Consider the following 22,385-nt stretch of genomic DNA (forward strand, 5'->3'; position numbering starts at 1 on the left):
CGGCCGGGTGGGGGCCCGGCCGGGAGCCCTGAACACCGTCCTACCGGGTCACCGTCGGAAACCCGCTCCGGGCGGGCGATCACCGGCACGCGCCCGCGGCCGCCCGCCCCGAGCCGGTTCGGGGCGGGAGCCGTGATTCCGGGGGCCTTGGTGGAGCGGGTCACCAGAGCAGCGTGGCGACGGCCACGAGGCAGGCCACGAAGGCGAGGGTCATCAGCAGGCAGCCGCCGGAGCCTCCCGCTCCCGAGGAGGATCCGCCCGACGAGTGCCCCCGTGAGGACCCGTGGCCCCCTCCGTGGCCGCCGCTGTCGCTGTCACCGCCGCCGCCGGAACTGCCGCCGCCACCGCTGCTGCTGCCGCCACCGCCGCCACCGTTCTCGGGAGGCATCGCGATCACTCCTTTCGTGGGGAAGGTATTGCTGATCTGCGGGGTTCGAGCTCCGAGGTGATCTCGATCAGCCGAGCACCGGTTCGATGTTGAAGTCCAGCCACGCGGTGCCGAAGTCCTGGAACACCAGGGTGCGGCCGATCGTGGCCGTGATGGTGCCCTTGGCGATGACCCCGTCTGACTCCCAGAGGCCGAAGACCGGCCCGCCGCTGTCACCGGCGCTGCCGGCGGAGCCGGCGTTGTGTTCGGCGATGGTGAGGTCGTAGTAGCACTCGGAGTTGCCGTAGACGTCGCGGGCGCACATCACGTACGCGTCGGCGCTGACGAGGAAACCGCATCTCGCGCCGGTCACCGAGCCGGACGCGCACAGCCATTCACCCGGCGACACCCAGCCCCACCCCCGGACGCGCTTGGTGAACTCGTTCTGGCCCACGCCGCCGTCCCAGATGCGGCCCCCGACGGGAGCCGAGATCAACAGCAGGTCGTGGGCCACGTGCTCATAAGCTCCGGTACCGACGTAACGGCTGTCGTCGCCGTTGTTCCAACTGCCGCCGGGGCGGCCACAGTGCCCGGCGGTCAGTATGAAGGCCGAGTCGTACCTGATCACGGGGAAGCCGGCGCTGCACACGGAGTCGTTGTCGTTGTTGTTGATGCGCGCACCACCCCAGAACGGGGCCGTGTCGTCGAGCCGTCCGGCGAGCCGTGGGCGTTCCTGGCGGACGATGGTGGCCCGGATCCCGGCTGGTGGCTTGAGCTCGCCGGGGAGTGCGACCGGCAGGGGACCGGCCTGCTCGGTCTTGACGACGAGCCCGCTGCCGTCGTGGGCGATGACGACGCTGTGGAACGGCGTTCGCGGGTCGGCCCGCATGTGGTCCGCGATGGGGCGGGCCGCAGCCTCCAGCTCGGCGCGGGAATGGGAGGCGGGCGCCACCCGCACCCGCGCGGCGCGGCGGGCGTCCGCGATGGCGTCCTGGACCGCCCTCGGCACGGTGCCCTTCCACCAGACCACGACCTCGTCTCCGCTCAGCGCGATGCCGGCGTAGCCGGCGGCCCGGGTGCGCTGGACGCTCCACCGGACGATGTCGGCGGCCTTCTTCAGCGGCTGCTGCGCTTCCATCCGGTGTCGCACGTCGTCGGCGATGTATCCGGAGGCGGCCGGGGTGGGCTTGGGGTCCTCCAGCGCCGCCGCCGTGGTCGCGGCGGCGGCCAGCACCGCGGCCGCGATCGCCAGAAGGCCACGGCGGACGCGGTCCGCCGTGCCCGCGTCTCCGCTTTCCGTCCCTGTGCTTTCCGTCATGGGCCCGTCCCGTCGTGGGGGGTGGAGCTCTCATGCTGGATCCGGCCGGCAGTCGGAAAGTTGTCGATATGTTGTCGCACTATGTAGTGGTGTGTTCACAGCCGTGCGCCGGGGCGGGACGGGAGAGGCGGTCACCATGGAATTCCGGCTGTTGGGACCGGTGGAGGTGGTCTCGTCGGGAAAGACGTTCGCGGTGGGCCCACCCCAACGGTGCGCGGTGCTGGCGGCACTGGCGGTGGACGCCGGCCGCCAGGTCACCGTGGAGACCCTGATCACGCGGGTCTGGAGCGACCGGCCGCCGGAGCGGGCCCGCCGAGCGTTGCAGGCGCACGTCACCAGGCTCCGGCGAGTGCTCGAACAGGCCGGCGCCCACGGGGGGACCATCGCGCCCCTGGTACGCCGCTCGGGTGGATACCTTCTCGGCGTCGAGCCCGAGCGGGTGGACGTCCACCGTTTCCGGCTCCGGTTCCGGCAGGCCCGTGAGGCCCGGCGCCCCGAGCCCGAGCGTGTGCGGTTGCTGCGTGAGGCGCTGGAGCTGTGGCAGGGCGAGGCGCTCGGCGGGCTGACCGGGAGCTGGGTCGAACGCACCCGTCAGGACTGGCGCCGGGAGCACCTGGACGCGGTCCTGTCGTGGGCCGGCGCCGAACTGCGCGCCGGTGACGCCGCGGCCGTCATCGGCCCGCTCACCGAGGCGGCCCGCCAGAACCCCTTCCTGGAGCCGCTGGTGGCGGCGCTGATGCGCGCGTTGTACGTGGTCGGACGGTCGTCGGAGGCGCTCGATCTGTACACGGCCACCCGCGGACGGCTGGTCGATGAGCTGGGGGCCGAACCGGGGGCCGAGCTTCGCCGCGTGCATCAGGGGATCCTCCGCGACGATCTCGACACGAATCCGGGGCCGGTGCCGGTCCGGACGTCTCCGGCGTCCGCCGTCGTTCCGGCACAGCTGCCGAGCGACGTACGCGGGTTCTGCGGTCGCGGCGACGAGCTGGCCAGGCTCGACGCCCTCGTCCGGCGGTCGCGAGAGCAGCCCACCGCCGTGGTCATCAGCGCGCTGACCGGGACGGCGGGGGTGGGCAAGACGGCCCTGGCGGTGCACTGGGCCCATCGGGTCCGCGACCGGTTCCCCGACGGGCAGTTGTACGTGAACCTGCGCGGGTTCGCCCCGGAGGGCTCGGCGATGGATCCCGCCGAGGCCGTGCGGGGCTTCCTGGACGCCCTTCACGTGGCGCCGCGACGTGTTCCGGCCGACGTGGCCGCCCAGGCCGCCCTCTACCGCACCTTGCTGGCCGACCGCCGGATGCTCATCGTGCTCGACAACGCCCGCGACTCCGAGCAGACCGGCCCGCTCCTGCCGGGCACTGCCGGGTGTGTGGTCGTGGTGACCAGCCGCAACCAGCTCTCCGGCCTGGTCGCCGCCGGGTCGGTGCCGCTCACTCTCGACGTGCTCGCTCCCGAGGAGGCGCGGGAACTGCTCACCCGGCGCCTGGGAGCCGACCGGGTCGAGGCCGAACCCGAAGCCGTCGCGGAGATCGTCCGCCGATGTGACCGGCTGCCGCTCGCGCTGGCCATCGTGGCCGCCCGAGCCGCCACCCATCCGGGCTTCCCCCTGCGAGCCCTGGCGGCGGAACTGCGCGCCGCGCACAGCAGGCTGGACGCTCTCACCGGCGGTGAGTCGGCCACCGACGTACGCGCGGTGTTCTCCTGGTCGTACCGCACCCTCACCCCCGACGCGGCCCGCCTGTTCCGGCTTCTGGGCCTGCACCACGGCCCCGACATCTCGGTCCAGGCGGCGGCCAGCCTCGCGGCCCTGCCCGTGCACCAGGTGCGGCCCCTGCTCGCCGAGCTCGCCCGTACCCACATGCTCGTCGAGCACGTGCCGGGCCGGTACGCCTTTCACGACCTTCTCCGCGCCTACGCCGCGGAGAAGGCGCACGGCACCGACACCGCAGAGCGTCGCCGGGAGGCGGTCCGCCGAGCACTGGATCACTACCTGCGCACCGGTCACACCGCGGCGATGATCCTGCACGCGTGCCGGGATCCGATCACCCTGCCCGAACCCGCCCCCGGGGTGGTCCCCGAGGTCCTGCTGGATCTCGAACAGGCGCTGCGGTGGTACACCGCCGAGCACGCCGTACTGATGGCCGCCGTGGACCACGCGGTGAGCGCCGGTTTCGACACCCACACCTGGCAACTGGCCTGGACGCTCACCGACTTCCTCGACCGGCGCGGCCACTGGCATGACTGGATCACCACGCAGCGCGCCGCCGTGACGGCCGGTCGCCGGTCGGGCGAACCCGCCACGGAGGCCGGCGGTCACCAGCAGACCGGGCACGCGTACCTCCAGTTGGGCCGTTTCGCCGAGGCCGGCACCCATCTCGAACGCGCTCTCGCCCTCTATCGCCAGGCCGGTGAGCTTCCCGGACAGGGGCAGACCCACTACAGCTTCGCCGTACTACTGGGCCGTCAGGACCGTCACCGCGAAGCGCTCGAACACGCACGGCGGTGCCTGGAGCTCTTCCGCGCCGCCGCCCATCCGCACGGGCAGGCCCTCGCCCTCAACACGGTCGGCTGGCTGCACGCCGAACTCGACGACCACCAGGAGGCTCTCGCGCACTGCGGCCAGGCGCTGACCCTGTTCCAGGAGATCGGCGACCGTCACGGGCAGGGCGAGAGCTGGGATCGCCTCGGCTACGCTCACCACCACCTCGGCCACCACGCCGAGGCCGTCGCCTGTTACAAGAACGCGCTGGAGCATCTCCGGCGCCTCGGCGACCGCTACTGGGAGGCCGGCGTCCTCACACACCTCGGGGACACCCACGAGGCCGCCGGTGACATCTCCGCCGCCCGCGCGGCCTGGCGGAGCGCACGGGACATCCTGGACGACCTCGACCACCCCGGGGCCGTGGAGGTCCGTGCCAGACTCGGCGCGGAGGCCTAACGCGTCGGATGATCCGGGTCGTCCGCATGACTGCGGCGGGCTCGGTCTGTGCCGAGCCCGCCGCTTGGTTCTGTCCGGTCCTGCCTGACGCTCACCGGATCTCGTGAGCGTCAGGCGTCAGGCGTCAGGGCCGGACGGGTGTCGTGTCGTTCAGCGCTGGAGTGTCAGCAGGCCGGGACGGTAGGGCAGCAGGCCGTAGTCGACGCCGTCGGAGCTGGGGCTGCGGCCCTGGTAGAGCAGCTGCAGGTTGCAGGGGTTGATGGTCATGGTCTGGTCGGCGTTGGTGCGCAGCAGTTCGCCGTGGCTGATGTCGTTGGTCCAGGTGGCGCCGCTGTTGGCCTTGCCGGCGAAGGGGTTGCTCTCGCTGGTGGCCTGCGGGGTCCAGGAGCCGCCCAGGCTGGTGGCGGTGTAGGAACGGAAGTAGCGGCCCTGCGAGCCGATGGACTCCACCAGCATGAGGTAGCGGTTCTCGTTCTGCAGCTTGTAGACCTGCACCGCTTCGAACAGGTTGTTGGTGGTGTCGGTCATGATCGTGGTGTAGTTGGAGCCGAAGTTGCCGGGGAAGTTGCCGATGGGCATGCTGGCCCGGTAGATCCGGCCATTGTCCCCGGCGAAGAACAGGTACATGTTCTGGCTGTCGCCGATGAGCGCCTGGTCGATGGGCCCGGTGGTGGAGTTGGAGATGTTTCCGGTGAACAGGGGCTGCTCGGCCGACCAGCCGTTGGGGTTGACCGGGTCGGTGGAGGTCCGGTAGGAGAACTTGGAGCTACCCCACTGGTAGGCCAGCACCCAGATGTTCCTGGGGGCGAAGTAGAACAGCGTGGGCGCCACGGTGGAGACGTTCATCGTGTTCTGGCTGGCCGAGCCCATCTGCGAGTAGTTGGAGAACAGGCCGAAGTTCATCGAGCCCCACCGGGTGCCGAAGTCGTGCGTGGTCGCGTAGACCAGCTGCTGACCGTTGTACGGGGCCACGGTGAAGTCCTTGAGCGAGACCCAGCCCGACTTCGGCTGAGCCAGCGGGCCCGTCGAGGTCCACCGGTACGTCGACGGAAGGGGACACTGGCCGGTCGACGTCGGCGTCGGGGTGGGCGTCGGGTTGGGGGTGCTTCCACCGACCGGGACGAGCTGCCACTGCTGGTTGGCGCCGCCCCAGTCGTCGTACTGGACGATGTTTCCGCCGTCGGCCGTGGACGCGCCCTGGACCTCCAGGGCCTTGTTGCTGTGGCGGCTGATCAGGCGGACGTGGCCGCCGTCGGAGTCGGCCAGGCGCCACTGCTGGTTGGTGCCGTTCCCGTCGGCCCACTGGACGATCGAGCCGCCGTTGGCGGTGGAGAAGTTGTAGACGTCCAGCACCTTGCCGGAGTGGCGCGACTTGACGCGGTAGTAGCCGCCGCCGGAGTCGACGAACTGCCACTGCTGCTGGTTGCCGTTGTTACGGGTCCACTGGGTGATGCGCCCGCCGTCGGCGGTGGAGAGGTTGTAGACGTCCAGGGCCTTGCCGCTGTTGCGGTTCACCAGGACGTACCAGGCGTTGGTGTCGACGGTCGCCGCGTTCGCGGACGAGATAATGAAGAAACTCGCAAAGAGGGCGGCGACCGTCGCGAGGACGGCCAAGGGCTTGTATCTCACGGTTCGCTCCGATTCCCGGGTCATCCGACGCGCACGAGTTGCCACTGCTGGTTGGTGCCGTTCCAGTCGGTGTACTGGACGACGCTCGCGCCGTCGGCGGTCGAGGCGCCCTGGACTTCCAGGGCCTTGTTGCTGTTCCGGTTGATCAGGCGGGTGTAGCCGCCGGAGTCGGCCACGCGCCACTGCTGGTTGGTGCCGTTGCCGTCGGCCCACTGGACGATGGAGCCGCCGTCGGCCGTGGAGAAGTTGTAGACGTCCAGGACCTTGCCGGAATGGCGCGACTTGACGCGGTAGTAGCCGCCGCCGGAGTCGACGAACTGCCACTGCTGGTTGTTGCCGTTGTTGCGGGCCCACTGGATGATGCGCCCGCCGTCGGCGGTGGAGAGGTCGGCCACGTCCAGGGTCTTGCCGCTGTTGCGGTTGACCACGAGGTACCAGGCGGTGGTGTCGATCGGACCGCCCGAGGTCGGCGTGGGCGTGGGGGTGGGGTTGGGCGTGCCGTTGTTCAGGGTGTTGAGCACCGAGGTGTAGGCGGCCTTCTTGTTGCCCGAACCGTCGAACAGCAGCGGGTTCTCGCCTCTGCGCCACGAGTCGGTGTCCCGGATGCCCCACACCGTGATGCCGTTGCAGCGGGCGACCGCCAGGCAGGCGCGGGTCACCGTGGCGTAGATGTTGGCCTGGTTGGACCCCTGGGCGACGTCCAGCTCGGTGATCTGCACGTCGACGCCGAGGTCGGCGAAGCGCTGGAGGTTGGCCTGGTAGTCGCCGGAGATGGTGGTGCCGAGGTGGGACTGGAAACCGACGCAGTCGATCGGCACGCCGCGCGACTTGAAGTCCCGGACCATGTTGTAGATCCCGGTGCTCTTGGCGTTGATCCCGTCGGTGTTGTAGTCGTTGTAGCAGAGCTTGGCGTTGGGGTCCGCCGCGTCGGCGGCGCGGAAGGCCGCCTCGATCCAGTCGTTGCCGGTTCGCTGGAGGCTCGAGTCACGCCGGCCCCCGCCGCCTCCGTCGGCGAAGGCCTCGTTGACCACGTCCCAGGAGTCGATCTTGCCTCGGTAGTAGGTCGCCACCTGGGTGACGTGGTTGATCATCGCGCTGCGCAGCGTCGAGCCCGACAGGCTCTGCGCCCACCCCGGCATCTGCTGGTGCCAGAGCAGGGCGTGGCCGCGCACCCTCATGCCCCGGCTGATCGCGTGGTTGACGATCCGGTCGCCGCTTGAGTAGTTGAAGGAGCCCCGGTTGGGTTCGGTGGCGTCCCACTTCATCTCGTTCTCGGCGGTGATCTGGTTGAACTCCCGGTTCAGGATGGTCTGGTACGTCGTGTCGCTGAGCCTCCCCGCGGCGACGGCGGCGCCGTAGTAGCGGCCTCCCCGCTCGGCCGCCGAGGCACCCAACGTGGAGGCGGCGTCCGCCTGCCCGTTGAGTGCCACCGACAGGCCGACGGCGACCAACCCGGTGGTGAGGATGGATAGCAGTCGTTTCATGGGCGAGTGTGCCTTTCTAGCCGAGCAGGTAGAGCTGCTGACAAGGGTCGGCAGAACCCTTGTGGTCGTCCTACGGGGTGGTGAGGTCGAAGCGGGGCACCGTCACCGCCCCGCCGAGGGACTGGGTGGCGTAGTTGAAGATCCCGAAGCGGTAGCCCATGAAGAACTGCCAGGCGTTGTTCATCGTGAACGCCGGGCCCAGGGCGGTGAAGTTGGTCCCGTCGGTGCTGTAGGAGAAGCGCGCCTGCCGTCCTGTGCCGGGCCGGATGTCGGCGTTGACCCGCAACCAGATCTTGCCGCCGGAGATGTTCGCGCTCGCGGCCTCAGTACCGGTTCCTGTGGTTCCCCAACTGCTGTTCATGGTCAGGCCGTTGGTCATCACCACGCGGTTGGTGCCGTTGTCGCGTTTGACCCCGATCCACGCCGACTGGTCACGGAGCATGGCGAGGCCGGCCCGGTCGCCGTTGGCCATCGCCGAGTAGTCGAGCTCGATCGTCGCCGTGGACGACGGGCCCTGGATGCGGTGGGTCAGCGTGTTGCGGGCGTTGTACAGGTCGTTGGTGACGGTCGCGGTCTGGAGTCGCAGGCCGCTGCCGGTCGACCAGCGGCTGTTGTCGGGGTTGTGGTTCCACTCCCACCGGTGGCCGAGCGTGCTGGACGAGAAGGTGTCCGGGCCGATCATCGACGCCACGGTCCGCGTGGTCTGGATGTTCGGCTTGGGGTAGTTGACGCCCCAGCGGCCGTTGACCGTCTGCAGGACCGGCCAGTCGTTGGTCCAGGTGATCGGTGCGAGAGCGGGTACCCGGCCGCCGGGGTAGGCGTCCACGAAGCTCATGTAGTACCAGGCGCCGTTCTGCGTCTGCACCAGTCCGCCCTGGTGGGGCACGCCGCCGCCGGAGATCGGGCCCGGCAGGTCCAGCAGGACCTGGCGCATCTCGTACGGGCCGAAGGGGGACGTGGAGCGGAGCACGTACTGGCCGTTGGCCGGGCGGGTCAGCCAGATGTAGTAGTAGCCGTTGCGCTTGTAGAACCGGGCGCCCTCAAGGGTGCCGACGCTGGAGGGGGTCTGGAACACCTGCTGGGCGCGGACCTGGCTGAGACCGTCGGCCGAGAGCTGGGCGACGCTGATCGTGCCGTTGCCGTAGGCGACGTACATGGTGTCGTTGTCGTCGATGAGCAGGCCGGCGTCGTAGTAGCAGTTGGGGATCTGCGCGCGCTTGGTCCACGTGCCGTCGACCGCCGAGGCGGTGTAGACGTAGGTGCGGTTGAACTCGATACAGCCGACCCAGTAATAGGTGCTGTTGCTGGGCCGGTAGTTCAGGGTCGAGGCCCAGATCCCCTTCACGTACGCCCGGCCGCCGTTGAGGTCGTAGGCGTTGGAGCCGAAGTCGAGCCTCGGGACCGAGTGGCCCGCGTACTCCCAGTCGACCAGGTTGTAGGAGCGCAGGATGGGCGCGCCCGGGGAGTAGTGCATGGTCGAGGCCGAGTAGTAGTAGGCGTCGCCGACCCGGATGATGTCGCCGTCGGCGAAGTCCTGCCAGACCACCGGGTTGGTGTAGTTCCCGCCGGCCGTCGGCGTGGGGGTGGGCGTCGGGCTGGGGTCGCTGCCGCCCACCTGGACGAGCTGCCACTGCTGGTTGGTGCCGCCCCAGTCGTCGTACTGGACGACGTTTCCGCCGTCGGCCGTGGACGCGCTCTGGACTTCCATGGCCTTGTTGCTGTGGCGGCTGATCAGGCGGACGTGGCCGCCGTCGGAGTCGGCGAGCCGCCACTGCTGGTTGGTGCCGTTGCCGTCGGCCCACTGGACGATGGAGCCGCCGTTGGCGGTGGAGAAGTTGTAGACGTCCAGCACCTTGCCCGAGAGACGGGACTTGACGCGGTAGTAGCCGCCGCCGGAGTCGACGAACTGCCACTGCTGGTTGTTGCCGTTGTTACGGGTCCACTGGGTGATGCGCCCGCCGTCGGCGGTCGAGGAGTTGTAGACGTCCAGGGCCTTGCCGCTGTTGCGGTTCACCAGGACGTACCAGGCGTTGGTGTCGACGGTCGCGGCGGAGGCGCCGGACGACACGATGGTGATCACGGTGCCCGCGAGTATCGCGGGCAGGATGATCGCCAAGAGGCGTCTGATCACATGAATCTCCAGAGGTTGTTGCTCGCGGTTCTCGTCGGCGAGTACGACCTGCGCGCCCTGGGAGGTGCCGCCGAGGCCCAGCTCTCGGCTGCCGTCGGCGCACCGGACACGAAAGGCGGCGTCGCCGCCGTAGCAAAGCCGGCGTTGTCGTTGGGGGCCTTCATGAGCACCCGCGTCGGCGGCCGCGCGGTCCGGCCGGCGGCGGACGCGCCGGCGACCTGGGTGGCGGCCGAGAGCGCGACGGTCGTGCCCGCCGACTGCGGGGGCTGACGACGGCTCGTGGACACGGAAGGGCTCCTGAAGATGAGGGGGGTGTCAGATGGGCGGTCGTGGAGACCACGGCCGCTCACCGGGGTTCATCCGGTCAGGCCGACGGATCGGCTGCCCATGACCTCGCGGGACGTGCGCTCGGCATTGTTATCGCTAACATCTCAACTGCCAGATATTCATGGCCTGCTCCATGGTCGCGTGACGCGGAGTACATCCGACTGTCGAGTCCGGCGTCAACGAGTCGCGAGCGTCGCTCACCTGCGCGTCACCACGGGGGCCTCTCCCGGCCTGGATATTTGTTCCAAGGGAGATCATGTCGCGCTGCCCGCACATCTGAAAGTTTCACGGATGTAACCGACTGGAAACCCGGTGGACTCAGGCGGAGGGCGGCCGGATGTCCCGGCTCCGGGTCGAGGCTGCCCGCGGGCCTCCGAGCCCCAGGCATGTTATCGATAACAAGGGTTGATCCAGGCGGTCGCGCCGTGTGACCGTCCCGGCCGTGAGACAGGCCTGCGAACACCCTTGAACCCGGTCCGGCGGGGTGCCTGGGCCGGGTCCCCGCCTTCCGCGGCAGGAGACGGTTCAGAGCGCCTCGGCGTTCATCGCGACGCCGGCGTGGTCGGTGTGCGCGTCGCACTCGATCACGGGTTTGCCCCGGCCGGCCGTGACGTCGACGAAGGCGCACTCGGCCAAGAGCGGCGGGTCGATGGGCGGCGTCCGATAGATGATCACGTGGCAAGGGTTGACCAGCACGGCCCGACCGCTGTTCATCGCCCCGGCGCAGGTGATCTGGCCGGCCACCGCCCCCCCTGTTTCGTCACCGGACCCTGCCTCGGAATCAATCATCTTCGCTACGCGACCCAACCGACCTCACGAAAGATCGAGGCTAGTCGCGAAGCGCCTTTCGTATTTCCGTCCACAGCCCGGACGATTCCAGGGAATTATTCGCCTGCGGCTCAGCAGTGGTCGGCGCGGATCCTGTGCTCGAAATCGACCTCCGTCAGCCGCTCCCCCCTGCTCAACACCTGCCTGGTGACCGCTAGATCCTGGGGCAACCTGATCGAGCGGAACCCCTGTTCCCGCGGGGGAGTCACCTGATAGTCGCACGGAGACGCTGATGCTGGGCGGCAGAGGAAAGCTGAGAGGGACCTCCTCTTTCGCGAAGCGCTCGGTGTGCCCCAGCGTGATCCTCCCTTTTCGCTCGGCCGGTCCTGTCGGCTCTGAAACCATCCATACGGGCACTCCTGTATCGTGCCCTTCCACCGAGAAGGAAACGACTGATTCCCCCGCGCACAGAGGCACGACGAATCTGAGCTTGGCACAGGACAAAGGCGACGGAGTCCGAAGGTGGTAACCCAGAAAACGGGCCTGAATCCAGTATGCGAATAGTAGATGTTCCATTGACGCATGTGCTCGGCATCGTGATCCGTGCCCCTATGGCAGTGGTGAGAAGGAGCGAGATCCGCGGCGATCGGTAGGGTCGCCGGGGTGGATGGTTTGCGGGTGGTGTTGCTCGGGGGGACGTCGAATGTGGGGAAGTCGACGGTCGGGCGGGGGGTGGCTGCCCGGCTGGGGTTCGAGTGTCTGTCGACGGATGGGCTGGGGCGGCATCCGGGGCGGCCCTGGCGTACGCCCGACTGGGAGGTGCCGGAGCACGTCGCCGAGCATTACGGGACACTCGCGGTCGACGAGCTGATCACGTCCGTGCTCGACCACTACGAACGGCTGTGGCCTCGCGTCGAAGAGCTCGTCACGGCCCGCGCGGCCGGCGACGGGGCGGGGCTGGTGCTGGAGGGGTCGGGGCTGTGGCCCGACCGGGTCGCGGCGCTGGGGGTCCCGCACACGGGCGCGGTGTGGCTCACCGCGGACCACGCCGTCGTGCGCGCCCGGGTGCATGCGGGCGGTCGCTATGAGGCGGCGACCGACGCGGAACGGCGCCTGATGGACAAGTTCCTGGCTCGGACGGAGCGATACCAGACCCTCATGGTGGATGCGGTCGACAGGCTGGGCCTGGATCGGGTCGACGTGGACGGCCGGTCTGTCGGAGAAGTGGTCGACTCGGTGCTCGCGGTCATCGGCTCGCAGGACGCGGTGGGGCGGTCGGCCTTTCGCACCTGAGCGCCGAATGCTCGACAGAGCCCGGCCGCCTCGGCTACCTGCGCGGGATTCGGAGGTGGGGGAGCGGCACCTTGGACCAGTCGAGGTCGGAGGTGAGGGGGAAGCTGGGGTAGGAGGGCTGGTTGTAGGCGGTCTGCTGCCTGGCGACCTCCGCCCGGTAACGGGGGTCGTGCATGAGGGTGTGGAGCTTGCGGTCGGTCAGCTCGGTGCTGAGGTACATCCTGATCGCGGTGCTGTCGGCGGTGCGCAGCAGGAGTTCCTCGCGCCAGTCGCCGAAGACGTCGGCCACCAGGGCGGGGTTGCCCTTGGTGCCGTTGTTGGCCAGGGTGCCCTCGGCGGTGAGCAGCGTGCCGCGGCGCCGGTCGTCGATCGTGGGGGTCTGCGGGACGGTGGTGGCGGTGCCGTTGACGATCTGGGTGGTCATGTCGGCGGCCCAGCGGATGCTCATGTTCGTGCCGGGGGCGTTCCGGCCCAGGTAGTCGCCGTCGGCCGACCACAGGCCCGCCTCGACCGCCTGGTTGGGCGGCATCGACGACCAGGCCTCGGCGCCGGGGACGGCGGGGTCGATGTCGCCGACCATGCCGCGGCCGGTGTCCACGCCGCTGTAGCCGCCGAACAGCACCTCGCCGGTCGCGGCGTCGCGCATCGCCCACCCGTAGGGCGCCCACGCGCCGCCCTCGTGCACCGACCAGATCTCCAGGCCCTCCCGGGCGAGGTCGAAGTCGCCGACGTGCAGGGCGTCGCCGTGGCCCAGCCGGACGCGTTGACCGGGCACGTTGCTCTGGGGCGGCCCTTCGGCGAACGAGGAGTACAGCAGGCCGCCGTCGTCGTCGATGGTCGCGGCGCCGTAGATCACCTCGTGCCTGCCGTCGCGGTCGACGTCGGCCACGCTCAGCGAGTGGAAGCCCTGCGTGGTGATGGAGCCGAACTCCGGGTCGGTGCCGTCGACCCCGTGCGGGGCGGCGTTGAACGGGTTGGACATCGGCACGTGGCCGCTGTCGACGGACCAGACCTCCGTCAGCCTCCGGCCGTTCCAGTCGTACGCCACGAGCGTCGTGCGCGTGTAGTACCCGCGGGCGAAGATCGCCGACGGCCGCCTGCCGTCGAGGTAGGCGACGGCCGACAGGAACCGGTCGACGCGGTTGGCCGGCTCGACGCGGGCCATGGCGTAGTCGCCCCACAGCAGGCCGTCGTCGCCGCGCGCGGGCTTGTAGTGGATGGTCTGCAGCTCCCTGCCGTCGGCCCCGTTGAACACCGACAGGTACTCGGGCCCGGTGAAGACGAAGCCCGCGAACTCGCGCAGCCGGTTGTTGGCGCTGCGGGCGGGCGCGTAGACGTCGACGAAGTGGGTCGCCAGCTCGACGGCGGCCTCCCGGGTGAGCGGGTAGTCGTGGGCGGGCTCGATGCCGAAGGCCTGTTCGAGCGTCGCCGGCCAGCGCCCGGCGACCACCTCGGGGTGCTCGTGCCAGCGCAGGAACATCTCGACGAGATGGTCGAAGTAGCCGGCGGCGCTCGCCCGGTAGTCGTCGGCGTGGGAGTACCCGGCCCTGACGTCCTGCCGGGGCATGGTGATGTGGCGCTCGGAAACCACGTCGCCGTCGGCGTCGTAACGGATGATCTTCGTGCCGGGGGCGGTCTTGAGCATCATCTCGGAGCGGCCGTCGCCGTCGAAGTCGTAGACGAGGAACTGGGTGTAGTGCGCGCCGGAGCGGATGTTGACCCCGAGGTCGAGGCGCCAGAGCAGGGCTCCGTCGAAGCGGTAGGTGTCGACGTAGGTGGGGCCGGTGTAGCCGCGCTGGGAGACGTCCTTGGAGTTGGAGGGATCCCACTTGACGACGTACTCGTAGCGCCCGTCGCCGTCGACGTCGCCGACGCTCATGTCGTTGGCCGCGTAGGTGTACGCCTCGCCTGCCGGCGTGACGCCGTCGGCCGGCCTGCGCAGCGGCAGGTCGTGGAACGGCGCCGGCCACGGCTTGGCCGCCGCGCCGCGCGGGCCCTCCCTGCCCCGGATGATCGCGGCCACGCGGTACTCGGAGGCGCCGGTGCCGGCGGTGTCGAGGTGGTTGGTGCTGCCGGTGACCGTCGCGATGGGGCGGCCGTCGCGGTAGACCCGGAAGTCGGCGCCGGTCATGCCGGTGGCGCCGGCGCCGGTCACCTCGTCGCCGAGCAGCCGCCAGCTGAGGAACACCCCCTGGCCGGTGGAGGCGGCGACCAGCCCGCGGTCGAGGTGCTCCACCTGGACGCCGCCGCCCGGCCGGCCGTGGCCGCTCGCGGCGTCGCCGGCCCGTGCCGGGCCCGCCGGCAGGCCCGCGCAGAGCAGTGCGGCCGAGGCGGTGAGGAGGATGCGGCGGATGCTGCTGGGGGGACTCATGGGGGGCTCCACCTCGGGGGTCACTCGCGTCTGCCGCGAATTAAATCGATGCAACCAAGGCGGAAACTAAGGGCATTCAATGGCCTTGTCAAGAAATAGATTTCGGGCGTTTCTTACGCGATAAACGCAGTTCACGGCACTGGAGAGGTCAATTCGTGCGGATTGAATCGTTCTACGCCGGAGGGAGCGCAGGCGGGGCTGTGGTGGGCGGGTGGTCCCGGGCCGGAAGGGCGCGCGGCCGGCGTCTTGGAGGCGTCGCCGGGGATGGTGAAAGTTTCACCCGCGTCCGGCCGGCGCCGGGGTTCGCGGGCCGGAACGGGCGCGAGGGTCCGAAGGACGTGCGTGTTCAGAGGGCGAGCTTGAAGCCCAGGTGGGAGTCGACGAAGCCGAGCGAGGCGTAGAAGCGGTGCGCGTCGGCGCGGGACCTGTCGGTGGTCAGCTGGACCATCCGGCAGCCCCGGGCGCGGGCGCGGTCGACGGCCCAGCGCATCATCTCCCTGCCGAGGCCCTGGCCGCGATGTGAGCCGGCCACGCGCACCGCCTCGATCAGCGCCCGCTCGCCGCCCCTGCGAGACAGGCCGGGGATGAACGTGAGCTGCATCGTGCCCGCCACCCGGCCGTCCACCTCGGCCACGACCAGCTCCTGCCGGGGGTCGGCGTCGATGGCCTCGAAGGCGGTGCGGTAGACCTCGTCGGACGGGTCACCCTCCCTCGCCGCGGCGATCGGGTCGTCGGCCAGCATGGCGACGATCAGGGGGACGTCTTCTCGCCTGGCGGCGCGGAAGGTTACGGACATGGGGGAAGGGTATCGAGGGGGGTTCATGGCGAGACGGGGTGACCTGGGCTGATCGCCCGGGGATAGTCGGAGGACCGGGGGACATGGCGGAGCAGTTCGACGAGCCGGTGACGGTGACGCCGTGTGAGGACGGGCCGTTGCTCGTGCGGGGGCCGTTCGTCCTGGTGACTCAGGACGGGCGGCGGATCGACCCTGGGCGGGCGACGGTGGCGCTGTGCCGGTGCGGGCGCTCGGCCACCAAGCCGTTCTGCGACGGGTCGCACAAGGTGACGGGCTTCCGGGCGCCCAGCGCCCCGGACGGGGCCGCCTGACGCAGGCGGCGGACCGTGTGGGCCGCCGTCCTCAGGCGCAGGCCGCGATAGGGTATGCCGCCGCGCAGGCGGCTGACCAGGGCGAACCAGATGCAGACCGATCGTTCCAAAATCCACGCGGGGGCGAACAGGGAGGCCGCGGCGGGGAAGACCCGGCGGCCCCCGGCGCGCCGGCGCCCGGCTTCGGCGAGCGCCACCGAGACGCCGGCGCACAGCGCCAGCGCGGCTCCGCGTCGCCGGAGCGAGCCGGTTCGCGCCGGCCGGCCGTGCCGTCTGGGCGGGCCGGTGTGCGGGGCGGTGGAGGGCCGTCGTCCGATCAGGCCGGCGGCCAGGGCGGGGAGCACGGCGAGGAAGAAGGCCAGGCGGGCCGGCTGGGCCAGGTCGTCGTAGGCCTGACGGATCCGCTGGGCCCAGAAGTGGCGGGCGTCCGGGGGAAGCCGGCGGACGTACAGGTCCAGGGGGCGCAGCTCGCGGCCGCCCGCCGCGCGGACGGTGCGGATGAGCTCCAGGTTCTCGAACATCGCGTCCCCGTCGTAGCCGCCCATCCGCAGGAAGGTGGAACGGCGGACCCCCAGGGTGCCGGGGTAGTCGGCGCCGAGTGCCCGGTTGAGCAGGGTGCGGGCCGTGTCCCACCGGGCGTGCCAGGGGGAGGGGTCGAAGTAGTTCTGCGGGCGCACCAGGTCGGCCTCGCCGAGGAGCGCCGCCACGCGGTGCAGCGCCGGCCCGTCGTAGCGGACGTCGTCGTCGGCGATGATCACGTTGTCCGTCCGGGCCAGGCGGATCCCGGTGACCACGCCGCAGACCTTCCCGTTGGCGAAGCGCAGGTCGCGGTCCGGGCGGACGTGCAGCACCATGTCCGCCCACCGGGCGGCGTGCCGGTCGAAGACGCCGGGCGGCGAGCCGTCCACCACGATCACCCGCGCGCGGCGGCTCAGCCATCGCAGGTACGCGGTGAGCTCCTCCAGGCCCGAGTCCTGCTCCCAGCGCAACGGCAGCACGTAGTCGACGGCGGGGCCCGCGCGCGGCGGCGGGTCGTCCACCGTGACGTCGAGCCGGGCGACCGCGGGGCCCGCGCGCGGGCGCGGCGGCGGGCCGGGGCGAAGGCTCATGCCGGCCGGCTCGCGGCCAGGCCGGCCTCGCTCAGTGACGAGGCGTCCCGGCGCCAGGCGGCGAGGAGGTGTTCGGCGAAGAGGCGGTCGAGGGTGAGGGCGCAGGCGGCCCCGTACAGGACGTCGCCGGTCGCGGACGGTTCGGCCGCGGCGAAGCCGCCGCACATGTCGTTCAGGGCGATCTGCTCGTGGACGGCGTCCGCCTGGATGTGCTCGTCGTAGAAGTGGGCGGTCCCGGGGTCGGCCCCCAGCCGCCGCAGGCCTCGCGAGTACCTCATGTTCGGCAGGGACGAGGTCATCTCCAGGGCCGCCAGGTGGCCGAGCAGGGCGCCGCGCCACCTGCGGTGCAGCCCGAACAGGGACATGACGTTCGAGCCGGCCAGCGTGATCGCCGGGACGTGGTCGACGTAGGCGCCGTAGGAGTCGTTCAGGCCGAGGCCGCGCATGGTCTTCCTGAACAGCTCCGAGTGCATCCGCTCCAGCCGGCCGCCGCCGTACTCGTCGGCCTGGATCTCGACGAGGGCCGCCTTGGGGGCGCCGTGCAGCCGGGGGATGGCCCAGGTGTGCGGGTCGGCCTCCTTGAGGTGGTAGGGCGACCGGTGGACGACGAACTCGCGGAACTGCTCCAGCGTCGCCTGACGCTGGAGGAACGCCGACAGGGAGGGCCCGCCGTCGGAGGCGTCGACCAGCCGCGTCATGGCGTGGCGCAGCCTCGCCGGGGGGACGACCGGCGGCCGGGGGACGGCGCGCGCCAGGCCGTCCTCGAACCGGCGCTCCATGGCGGCGCGCGCCGCCAGGAGGGAGGGGTTCCACTCCCAGCGGTCGTCGACGTCGTCGAAGCCCTGGTAGTGCAGCTCGTAGCACACGTAGAGGGCGAGCTGCAGGTCGTCGTCCTCCAGGGGAGGTCCGCCCGCGGAGTTCGGGAGTGGCTCGACGTCGTGCGGGGTGCGGGTGAGTCGTTGGAAGAGATGAGAGGTGACGGGACCTCGGGGAAGAGGCAGCCGCATGTAAGCACTCCAGGAGATGGTTCGTCAGCCGAGTAGGACGGTGCCGTCGGCGGATCGGCCGGATGTGTGGCTTTCCTTTCGGCGTCGGCCTGTTCCGCGGTACGTGCCCGCTTCCGCGTCGCCGCGGATCCCTATTCGCCCCATACCCTCCCTCACCGTGGCAAACAGTGACATTAAGTAACTGTGACGCCATCCTGGTGCAGGCCCGCACCGGCATCCCGGCGGCCGGACGGGCGGCGGTAGCCTGGAGCGGTTGTCGGCCGGTGGCGCTGGGGGTGTGGTGGAGCTTCTTCACTCGGGGAAGGTCAGAGACGTCTACGAGGACCGCGGGGACATCGTCCTGGTGGCCTCCGACCGGGTCTCGGTGTACGACGTGGTGCTGCCGACGCCGATCCCCGACAAGGGCAAGGTGCTCACCCGGCTCTCGCTGTGGTGGTTCGAGCGGCTCGCGGACGTCGTGCCCAACCACGTCATCTCGGCCACCGACGTGCCGCAGGAGTTCGCCGGCCGGGCCGTGCGCTGCCGCAGGCTCGACATGGTGCAGGTCGAGTGCATCGCGCGCGGCTACCTCGCCGGGCTGGGGCTCAAGGAGTACCGGGCCACGGGGGCCGTCTCCGGCGTCACGCTGCCTGCTGGGCTGGCCGAGGGGTCGCGGCTGCCCGAGCCGGTCTTCACCCCCACCACCAAGGCCGCCCTCGGCTCGCACGACGAGTTCATCACCTTCCAGGACGTGGTGGCCCAGGAGGGCGCCGAGACGGCCGAGGAGCTGCGGCGGATCACGCTGGAGGTGTACCGGCGCGGGGCCGAGCTGGCGGCGGCGCGCGGCATCCTGATCGCCGACACCAAGCTGGAGTTCGGCCGCGCGGCCGACGGCACGCTGGTGCTCGGGGACGAGGTGCTGACCTCCGACTCCTCGCGCTTCTGGCCCGCCGACCGGTGGGAGCCCGGCCGCCCGCAGTACGCCTTCGACAAGCAGTTCGTCCGCGACTGGGCCGCCGGCACCGGCTGGGACAGGAAGGAACCGGCCCCGGAGGTCCCCGGCGACATCGTGGAGGCCACCCGCGCCCGCTACATCGAGGCGTACGAGCGCATCACCGGCGACACCTGGTAACCCCGGCGCCTATTTCTTGCAGATGTTCTGGGTGGCCGTCCTGGCGACCGGGGTGGCTGCCGCCGACGGGGTGGACGTGGTTCCGGTGGAGGGCTTGACGGTCACCTTGCCGGTGCCCTTGTAGGTGGCGCCGAGGATGATCTCGACGCCCGGGACGTCGGCCTGGCGGGTCTCGGCGCCGGGGACGGCGGAGGCGAGGGTTCTGGCGGAGTCCTCGCGGCCGGCGGGGTAGCGGATCACCGTGTTCTCGTACCTGGTGCCGGTGGTGACGGGTTCCAGGGGCACCAGGAAGCCTGCCTTGCGCAGGTCGGCGCGGGCGCGGGCGCCCAGGCCGTCGATGTCGGTGCCGTTGACCACGCGCACCGCGATGCGGGACGGCGGGATGCTCAGGGTGGGCGCGGGGGTCGAAGACGGCGTGGCCAGGGCCCCGGCGCTCGGGGAGGTCGTCGTGCCGGCGGTTGGCGTGGGCTTCACCAGCGGCTCGTCGGCCTCGATGCGCTTGAACAGGTCTCTGGCCGCCGGCTTGTCCCACAGCACGGCCGACTCGCCGGTGGGGGCGGTGTAGTTCACGTTCGACAGCGGGACGGTGGCGAACGTGACGTCGTCGGTGGAGACGTCCTTGAGCTGGTTGGCCAGGCCCAGGAGGTCTTTGGCGAGGGCCTCGTCGACCGTGAGGGTCTTGAGGGTGGAGCCGACCAGGTCGGCGAGCTTCGCCGGGTTGGCCAGCGTGCCGCCGCTGAGCGCGCGCTGGAGCAGGGCCGAGATGACCTGCTGCTGGCGGTCGATGCGGTCGAGGTCGGAGCGCGCGGTGGCGCGGGTGCGCGCGTAGAACAGCGCCTTGACGCCGTCGAGCTCGTAGGTGCCGGGCGCGAGCTGGAAGCGGGTCTTGACGTCGTTGATCGCGACGGGCGTGCACACCGAGACGCCGCCGAGGGCGTCCACGACGTTGATGAAGCCGAGGACGTTGACCTCGACGTAGTGGTGGATGGTCATGCCGGTGGCGGCGGCCACCGTGCGGACCGCCAGTGGGGCCCCGCCGAGCGCGTACGCCGAGTTGATCTTGTGGGCGCCCTTGCCCGGGATGTCGACCCAGCTGTCGCGGGGGAGGCTGACCACGGTGACCTTCGAGTGGTCCTCGGACAGCCGGATCACCATGATGGTGTCGCTGCGCTGACCCACCTCGCGGCCGAGGTGCAGGCGGTTCTGCTGCTGACGCGTCAGGTCGTCGCGCTTGTCGACCCCGACGAGCAAAATGTTCATGGCGCCCCGGGCGTCGGAGCCGGTCGTCCCCGCGTTCACCGACTTGATCTGCCCGGCGGCGTAGCTCGACAGCACCCACAGCGCGCCCGAGCCCACCAGCACGGCGCCGGACAGCGCGCCGGCGAGCAGCACGCCGCGGGCGCCGGCACGGGTGCGCCTGGACGCCGGCCGCTGCGGCAGCCTGACGACGCCGTAAGCGTCACCGCCCACGCGGACGGCATCCTCTTCGGCGGGCCCGCGCGCGGGCCCAGGGGGAGCGCCGGGGGCGTCCGAGCCGTCGTCACTCATCGCGGTGCCCCCCTCGGGCCGAGAACGGTCATCGATGAGGATGGCCCTTCCTCCGCCAACGGGTTGCCGTCCCCACCCGCTCGTACAGTAGCGTGAGCGCCGCCATGAAGGAGTTCCCCGACTCGCCCCGCACCAGCCCGTCCGTTCAGGTCTGGCCGCCCGTGTCCGTCGTCATGCCGGTGCTCAACGAGGAGCGGCACCTGCGTGAGGCCGTACGACAGGTGCTCGCCCAACGTTACGACGGCCCGATCGAGGTCGTGCTCGCCGTCGGCCCCTCGCACGACCGCACGCAGGAGGTGGCCGACGCCCTCGCGGCCGAGGACCCCCGCGTCACCGTCGTGCCGAACCCCACCGGCCGCACGCCCAACGCGCTGAACGCCGCCATCGGCGCCGCCCGCAACGCGATCATCGCCCGGGTGGACGGCCACGCCATGCTCCCCGAGGACTACCTCAGGGTGGCGGTCGAGACGCTTGAGCGCACCGGCGCCGACAACGTCGGCGGCGTCATGGCCGCCGAGGGCGTCACGCCGTTCGAGCAGGCCGTGGCGCGCGCCATGACGTCCCGCATCGGCGTCGGCAACGCCCGCTTCCACACCGGAGGCCAGGCCGGCCCGGCCGACACCGTCTACCTGGGCGTCTTCCGGCGTTCGGCGCTGGAGCGTGTGGGCGGCTACGACGAGCACTTCCAGCGCGCCCAGGACTGGGAGATGAACCACCGCATCCGCGAGACCGGCGGCCTCGTGTGGTTCCAGCCCGCCATGCGCGTGTCGTACCGGCCGCGGCCGACCGTCCAGGCGCTGGCCAAGCAGTACTTCCACTACGGCCGGTGGCGGCGTGTCGTGGCCCGCACCCACGAGGGCACGATCAACCTGCGCTACCTCGCCCCGCCCCTGGCGGTGCTGGCGATGCTGGCGGGGCTGGCCGTGTCGCCGTTCTTCTGGCCGGGCCTGCTGGTGCCCGCCGCGTACGTGGCGGCGATCGTCGCCGGTTCGGCGCTCACCGGGCGCGGCCTGCCCGCCGGCGCCCTGGCACGGCTGCCGCTGGTCTACGCCACCATGCACGTCGCGTGGGGGTGGGGCTTCCTCACCAGCCCGCCGCGCCTGAGCAAGGCGTCACCGGCCGTCTCGTAGCCCCCTGGCGGGGGCCCCCCCCGGGGGGGGGGGGGGCCGGGCCCCCGGGGGCCCCCACGGCCGCGACGTCGCCGTAGGGGTAGACGACGATGCCCGGCAGGCCGGGGAAGCGGAAGGAGTTCTCCGACGACCCGGTCAGGCTCCCCGCGCCGAGGGTCTTGCCGTGGAAGCTGATGTCGGCCCGCAGGATGGTGCCGCGCCGCCCGCCGTGGTACTTGTACGCCATCTTCACGGCGCCCTCGTTGGCCTCCGCGCCCGAGTTCGGGAAGTAGGAGATGTTCAGGTCCCCCGGCAGCAGCGCGGCCACGTTGTGGCTGAGCGCGGCGACGTACGGGGAGAAGAACGCCTTGTGCACCTCCATGCGCCCCCGCTCGGCGAAGCGGCGGCGCGCCGCCACGATGCGCGGGTGGTTGTGGCCGTGGTTCAGTACGCCGACCCCTCCGGTGACGTCGAGGATGCGCCGCCCGTCGCGGGTCCAGATGTGGGCGCCCTCGGCGCGTTCGACGAGCTCGCGGCCGAAGCCGAAGGTGGTCATGAGATTCACCTGGCTGCGGCTGACGTATCTTCTGTAGAGATCCTGCACCTGTTTCACAGGGAGGCTTTCGCACTCCTCGACGCCGATCAGATCAGACACGTCCACCCTTCCCTTACGTGTTCGCACGAATTCCGCAAGGTGCCGGTCTTCTCCGGACGGCCGAGAAGACCAGAGACATGGCGTCGATACTGTTCGAAGCGGCTATACCCCGC

Annotated in this window: 17 protein-coding genes and 1 pseudogene; 6 read left to right on the forward strand and 12 right to left on the reverse strand. The window is 70.8% G+C overall.

Annotation, left to right across the window (positions count from 1 at the left end; translation table 11 throughout):
• Positions 1-160 precede the first annotated feature (160 nt).
• Positions 161-388, reverse strand: a complete 228-nt coding sequence (locus PYR91_RS01095; RefSeq protein WP_279776960.1) for a hypothetical protein — start codon at positions 386-388, stop codon at positions 161-163.
• Between the two features lie 67 nt (positions 389-455).
• A complete protein-coding gene (locus tag PYR91_RS01100; protein WP_279776961.1) occupies positions 456-1,685 on the reverse strand; it encodes a hypothetical protein in 1,230 nt (409 codons plus the stop codon).
• A gap of 136 nt (positions 1,686-1,821) precedes the next feature.
• Between PYR91_RS01100 and PYR91_RS01105 the strand changes: the two genes are divergently transcribed.
• Positions 1,822-4,623, forward strand: coding sequence for a BTAD domain-containing putative transcriptional regulator (locus PYR91_RS01105; protein ID WP_279776962.1), 2,802 nt, complete (start codon positions 1,822-1,824; stop codon positions 4,621-4,623).
• 150 nt (positions 4,624-4,773) lie between these two features.
• Here PYR91_RS01105 and PYR91_RS01110 read toward each other — a convergent pair whose 3' ends face one another.
• From PYR91_RS01110 to PYR91_RS01120, 3 genes are all read right to left on the reverse strand, one after another.
• Positions 4,774-6,192, reverse strand: coding sequence for a non-reducing end alpha-L-arabinofuranosidase family hydrolase (locus tag PYR91_RS01110; RefSeq protein WP_279777094.1), 1,419 nt, complete (start codon positions 6,190-6,192; stop codon positions 4,774-4,776).
• Between the two features lie 80 nt (positions 6,193-6,272).
• Positions 6,273-7,736, reverse strand: coding sequence for an endo-1,4-beta-xylanase (locus tag PYR91_RS01115; protein WP_279776963.1), 1,464 nt, complete (start codon positions 7,734-7,736; stop codon positions 6,273-6,275).
• Positions 7,737-7,806: 70 nt separating this feature from the next.
• Positions 7,807-9,867, reverse strand: coding sequence for an RICIN domain-containing protein (locus tag PYR91_RS01120; protein ID WP_279776964.1), 2,061 nt, complete (start codon positions 9,865-9,867; stop codon positions 7,807-7,809).
• Here PYR91_RS01120 and PYR91_RS01125 point away from each other — a divergent pair, their 5' ends adjacent.
• Positions 9,868-10,137, forward strand: a complete 270-nt coding sequence (locus PYR91_RS01125; RefSeq protein ID WP_279776965.1) for a hypothetical protein — start codon at positions 9,868-9,870, stop codon at positions 10,135-10,137. It abuts the gene before it with no gap.
• A 582-nt stretch (positions 10,138-10,719) separates the two neighbouring features.
• On the opposite strand, the gene PYR91_RS01130 is transcribed toward PYR91_RS01125, so the two are convergent.
• Entirely contained in the window at positions 10,720-10,938 is a 219-nt protein-coding gene (locus PYR91_RS01130; protein WP_279776966.1) for a hypothetical protein, read from the reverse strand.
• Positions 10,939-11,667: 729 nt separating this feature from the next.
• Here PYR91_RS01130 and PYR91_RS01135 point away from each other — a divergent pair.
• A complete protein-coding gene (locus PYR91_RS01135) occupies positions 11,668-12,255 on the forward strand; it encodes a hypothetical protein (protein WP_279776967.1) in 588 nt (195 codons plus the stop codon).
• 34 nt (positions 12,256-12,289) lie between these two features.
• Here the strand turns inward: PYR91_RS01135 and PYR91_RS01140 are convergent, their stop codons facing one another.
• On the reverse strand, positions 12,290-14,626 hold the full coding sequence (locus tag PYR91_RS01140; RefSeq protein ID WP_279776968.1) for a rhamnogalacturonan lyase: 2,337 nt from the start codon (positions 14,624-14,626) through the stop codon (positions 12,290-12,292).
• A 346-nt stretch (positions 14,627-14,972) separates the two neighbouring features.
• Complete coding sequence (locus PYR91_RS01145; protein WP_279776969.1) at positions 14,973-15,422, reverse strand: GNAT family N-acetyltransferase; 450 nt, start codon at positions 15,420-15,422, stop codon at positions 14,973-14,975.
• Positions 15,423-15,505: 83 nt separating this feature from the next.
• Between PYR91_RS01145 and PYR91_RS36370 the strand changes: the two are divergent.
• Positions 15,506-15,628 (forward strand): annotated as a pseudogene (locus PYR91_RS36370) (hypothetical protein); the annotation flags it as partial.
• On the opposite strand, the gene PYR91_RS36375 reads toward PYR91_RS36370, so the two are convergent.
• Together PYR91_RS36375 and PYR91_RS01155 are read right to left on the reverse strand one after the other, a co-directional pair.
• Positions 15,592-16,842 (reverse strand): glycosyltransferase family A protein, encoded by a 1,251-nt coding sequence (locus PYR91_RS36375; protein WP_347942811.1) that lies wholly within the window; start codon positions 16,840-16,842, stop codon positions 15,592-15,594. The pseudogene PYR91_RS36370 and the gene PYR91_RS36375 sit on opposite strands and share 37 nt — an antisense overlap.
• A complete protein-coding gene (locus PYR91_RS01155) occupies positions 16,839-17,849 on the reverse strand; it encodes an iron-containing redox enzyme family protein (RefSeq protein WP_279776971.1) in 1,011 nt (336 codons plus the stop codon). The genes PYR91_RS36375 and PYR91_RS01155 overlap by 4 nt, the downstream gene beginning before the upstream one ends.
• Positions 17,850-18,129: 280 nt before the next feature.
• Here PYR91_RS01155 and PYR91_RS01160 point away from each other — a divergent pair, with 280 nt between their 5' ends.
• Complete coding sequence (locus tag PYR91_RS01160; protein ID WP_279776972.1) at positions 18,130-18,960, forward strand: phosphoribosylaminoimidazolesuccinocarboxamide synthase; 831 nt, start codon at positions 18,130-18,132, stop codon at positions 18,958-18,960.
• Between the two features lie 9 nt (positions 18,961-18,969).
• Here PYR91_RS01160 and PYR91_RS01165 read toward each other — a convergent pair whose 3' ends face one another.
• The gene (locus tag PYR91_RS01165) at positions 18,970-20,430 is read right to left on the reverse strand and encodes an LCP family protein (RefSeq protein ID WP_279776973.1); all 1,461 of its coding nucleotides are present in this window, start codon (positions 20,428-20,430) and stop codon (positions 18,970-18,972) included.
• A 182-nt stretch (positions 20,431-20,612) separates the two neighbouring features.
• On the opposite strand from PYR91_RS01165, the gene PYR91_RS01170 reads away from it, so the two are divergent.
• Positions 20,613-21,638 (forward strand): glycosyltransferase family 2 protein, encoded by a 1,026-nt coding sequence (locus PYR91_RS01170; protein WP_279777095.1) that lies wholly within the window; start codon positions 20,613-20,615, stop codon positions 21,636-21,638.
• Here PYR91_RS01170 and PYR91_RS01175 read toward each other — a convergent pair.
• Positions 21,592-22,272 (reverse strand): aminotransferase class III-fold pyridoxal phosphate-dependent enzyme, encoded by a 681-nt coding sequence (locus tag PYR91_RS01175; protein ID WP_279776974.1) that lies wholly within the window; start codon positions 22,270-22,272, stop codon positions 21,592-21,594. The two genes, PYR91_RS01170 and PYR91_RS01175, sit on opposite strands and share 47 nt — an antisense overlap.
• Between the last annotated feature and the right edge of the window lie 113 nt (positions 22,273-22,385).

Source organism: Sphaerisporangium sp. TRM90804, assembly GCF_029846175.1.
In the GTDB taxonomy this organism is placed as follows: Bacteria; Actinomycetota; Actinomycetes; order Streptosporangiales; family Streptosporangiaceae; genus Sphaerisporangium.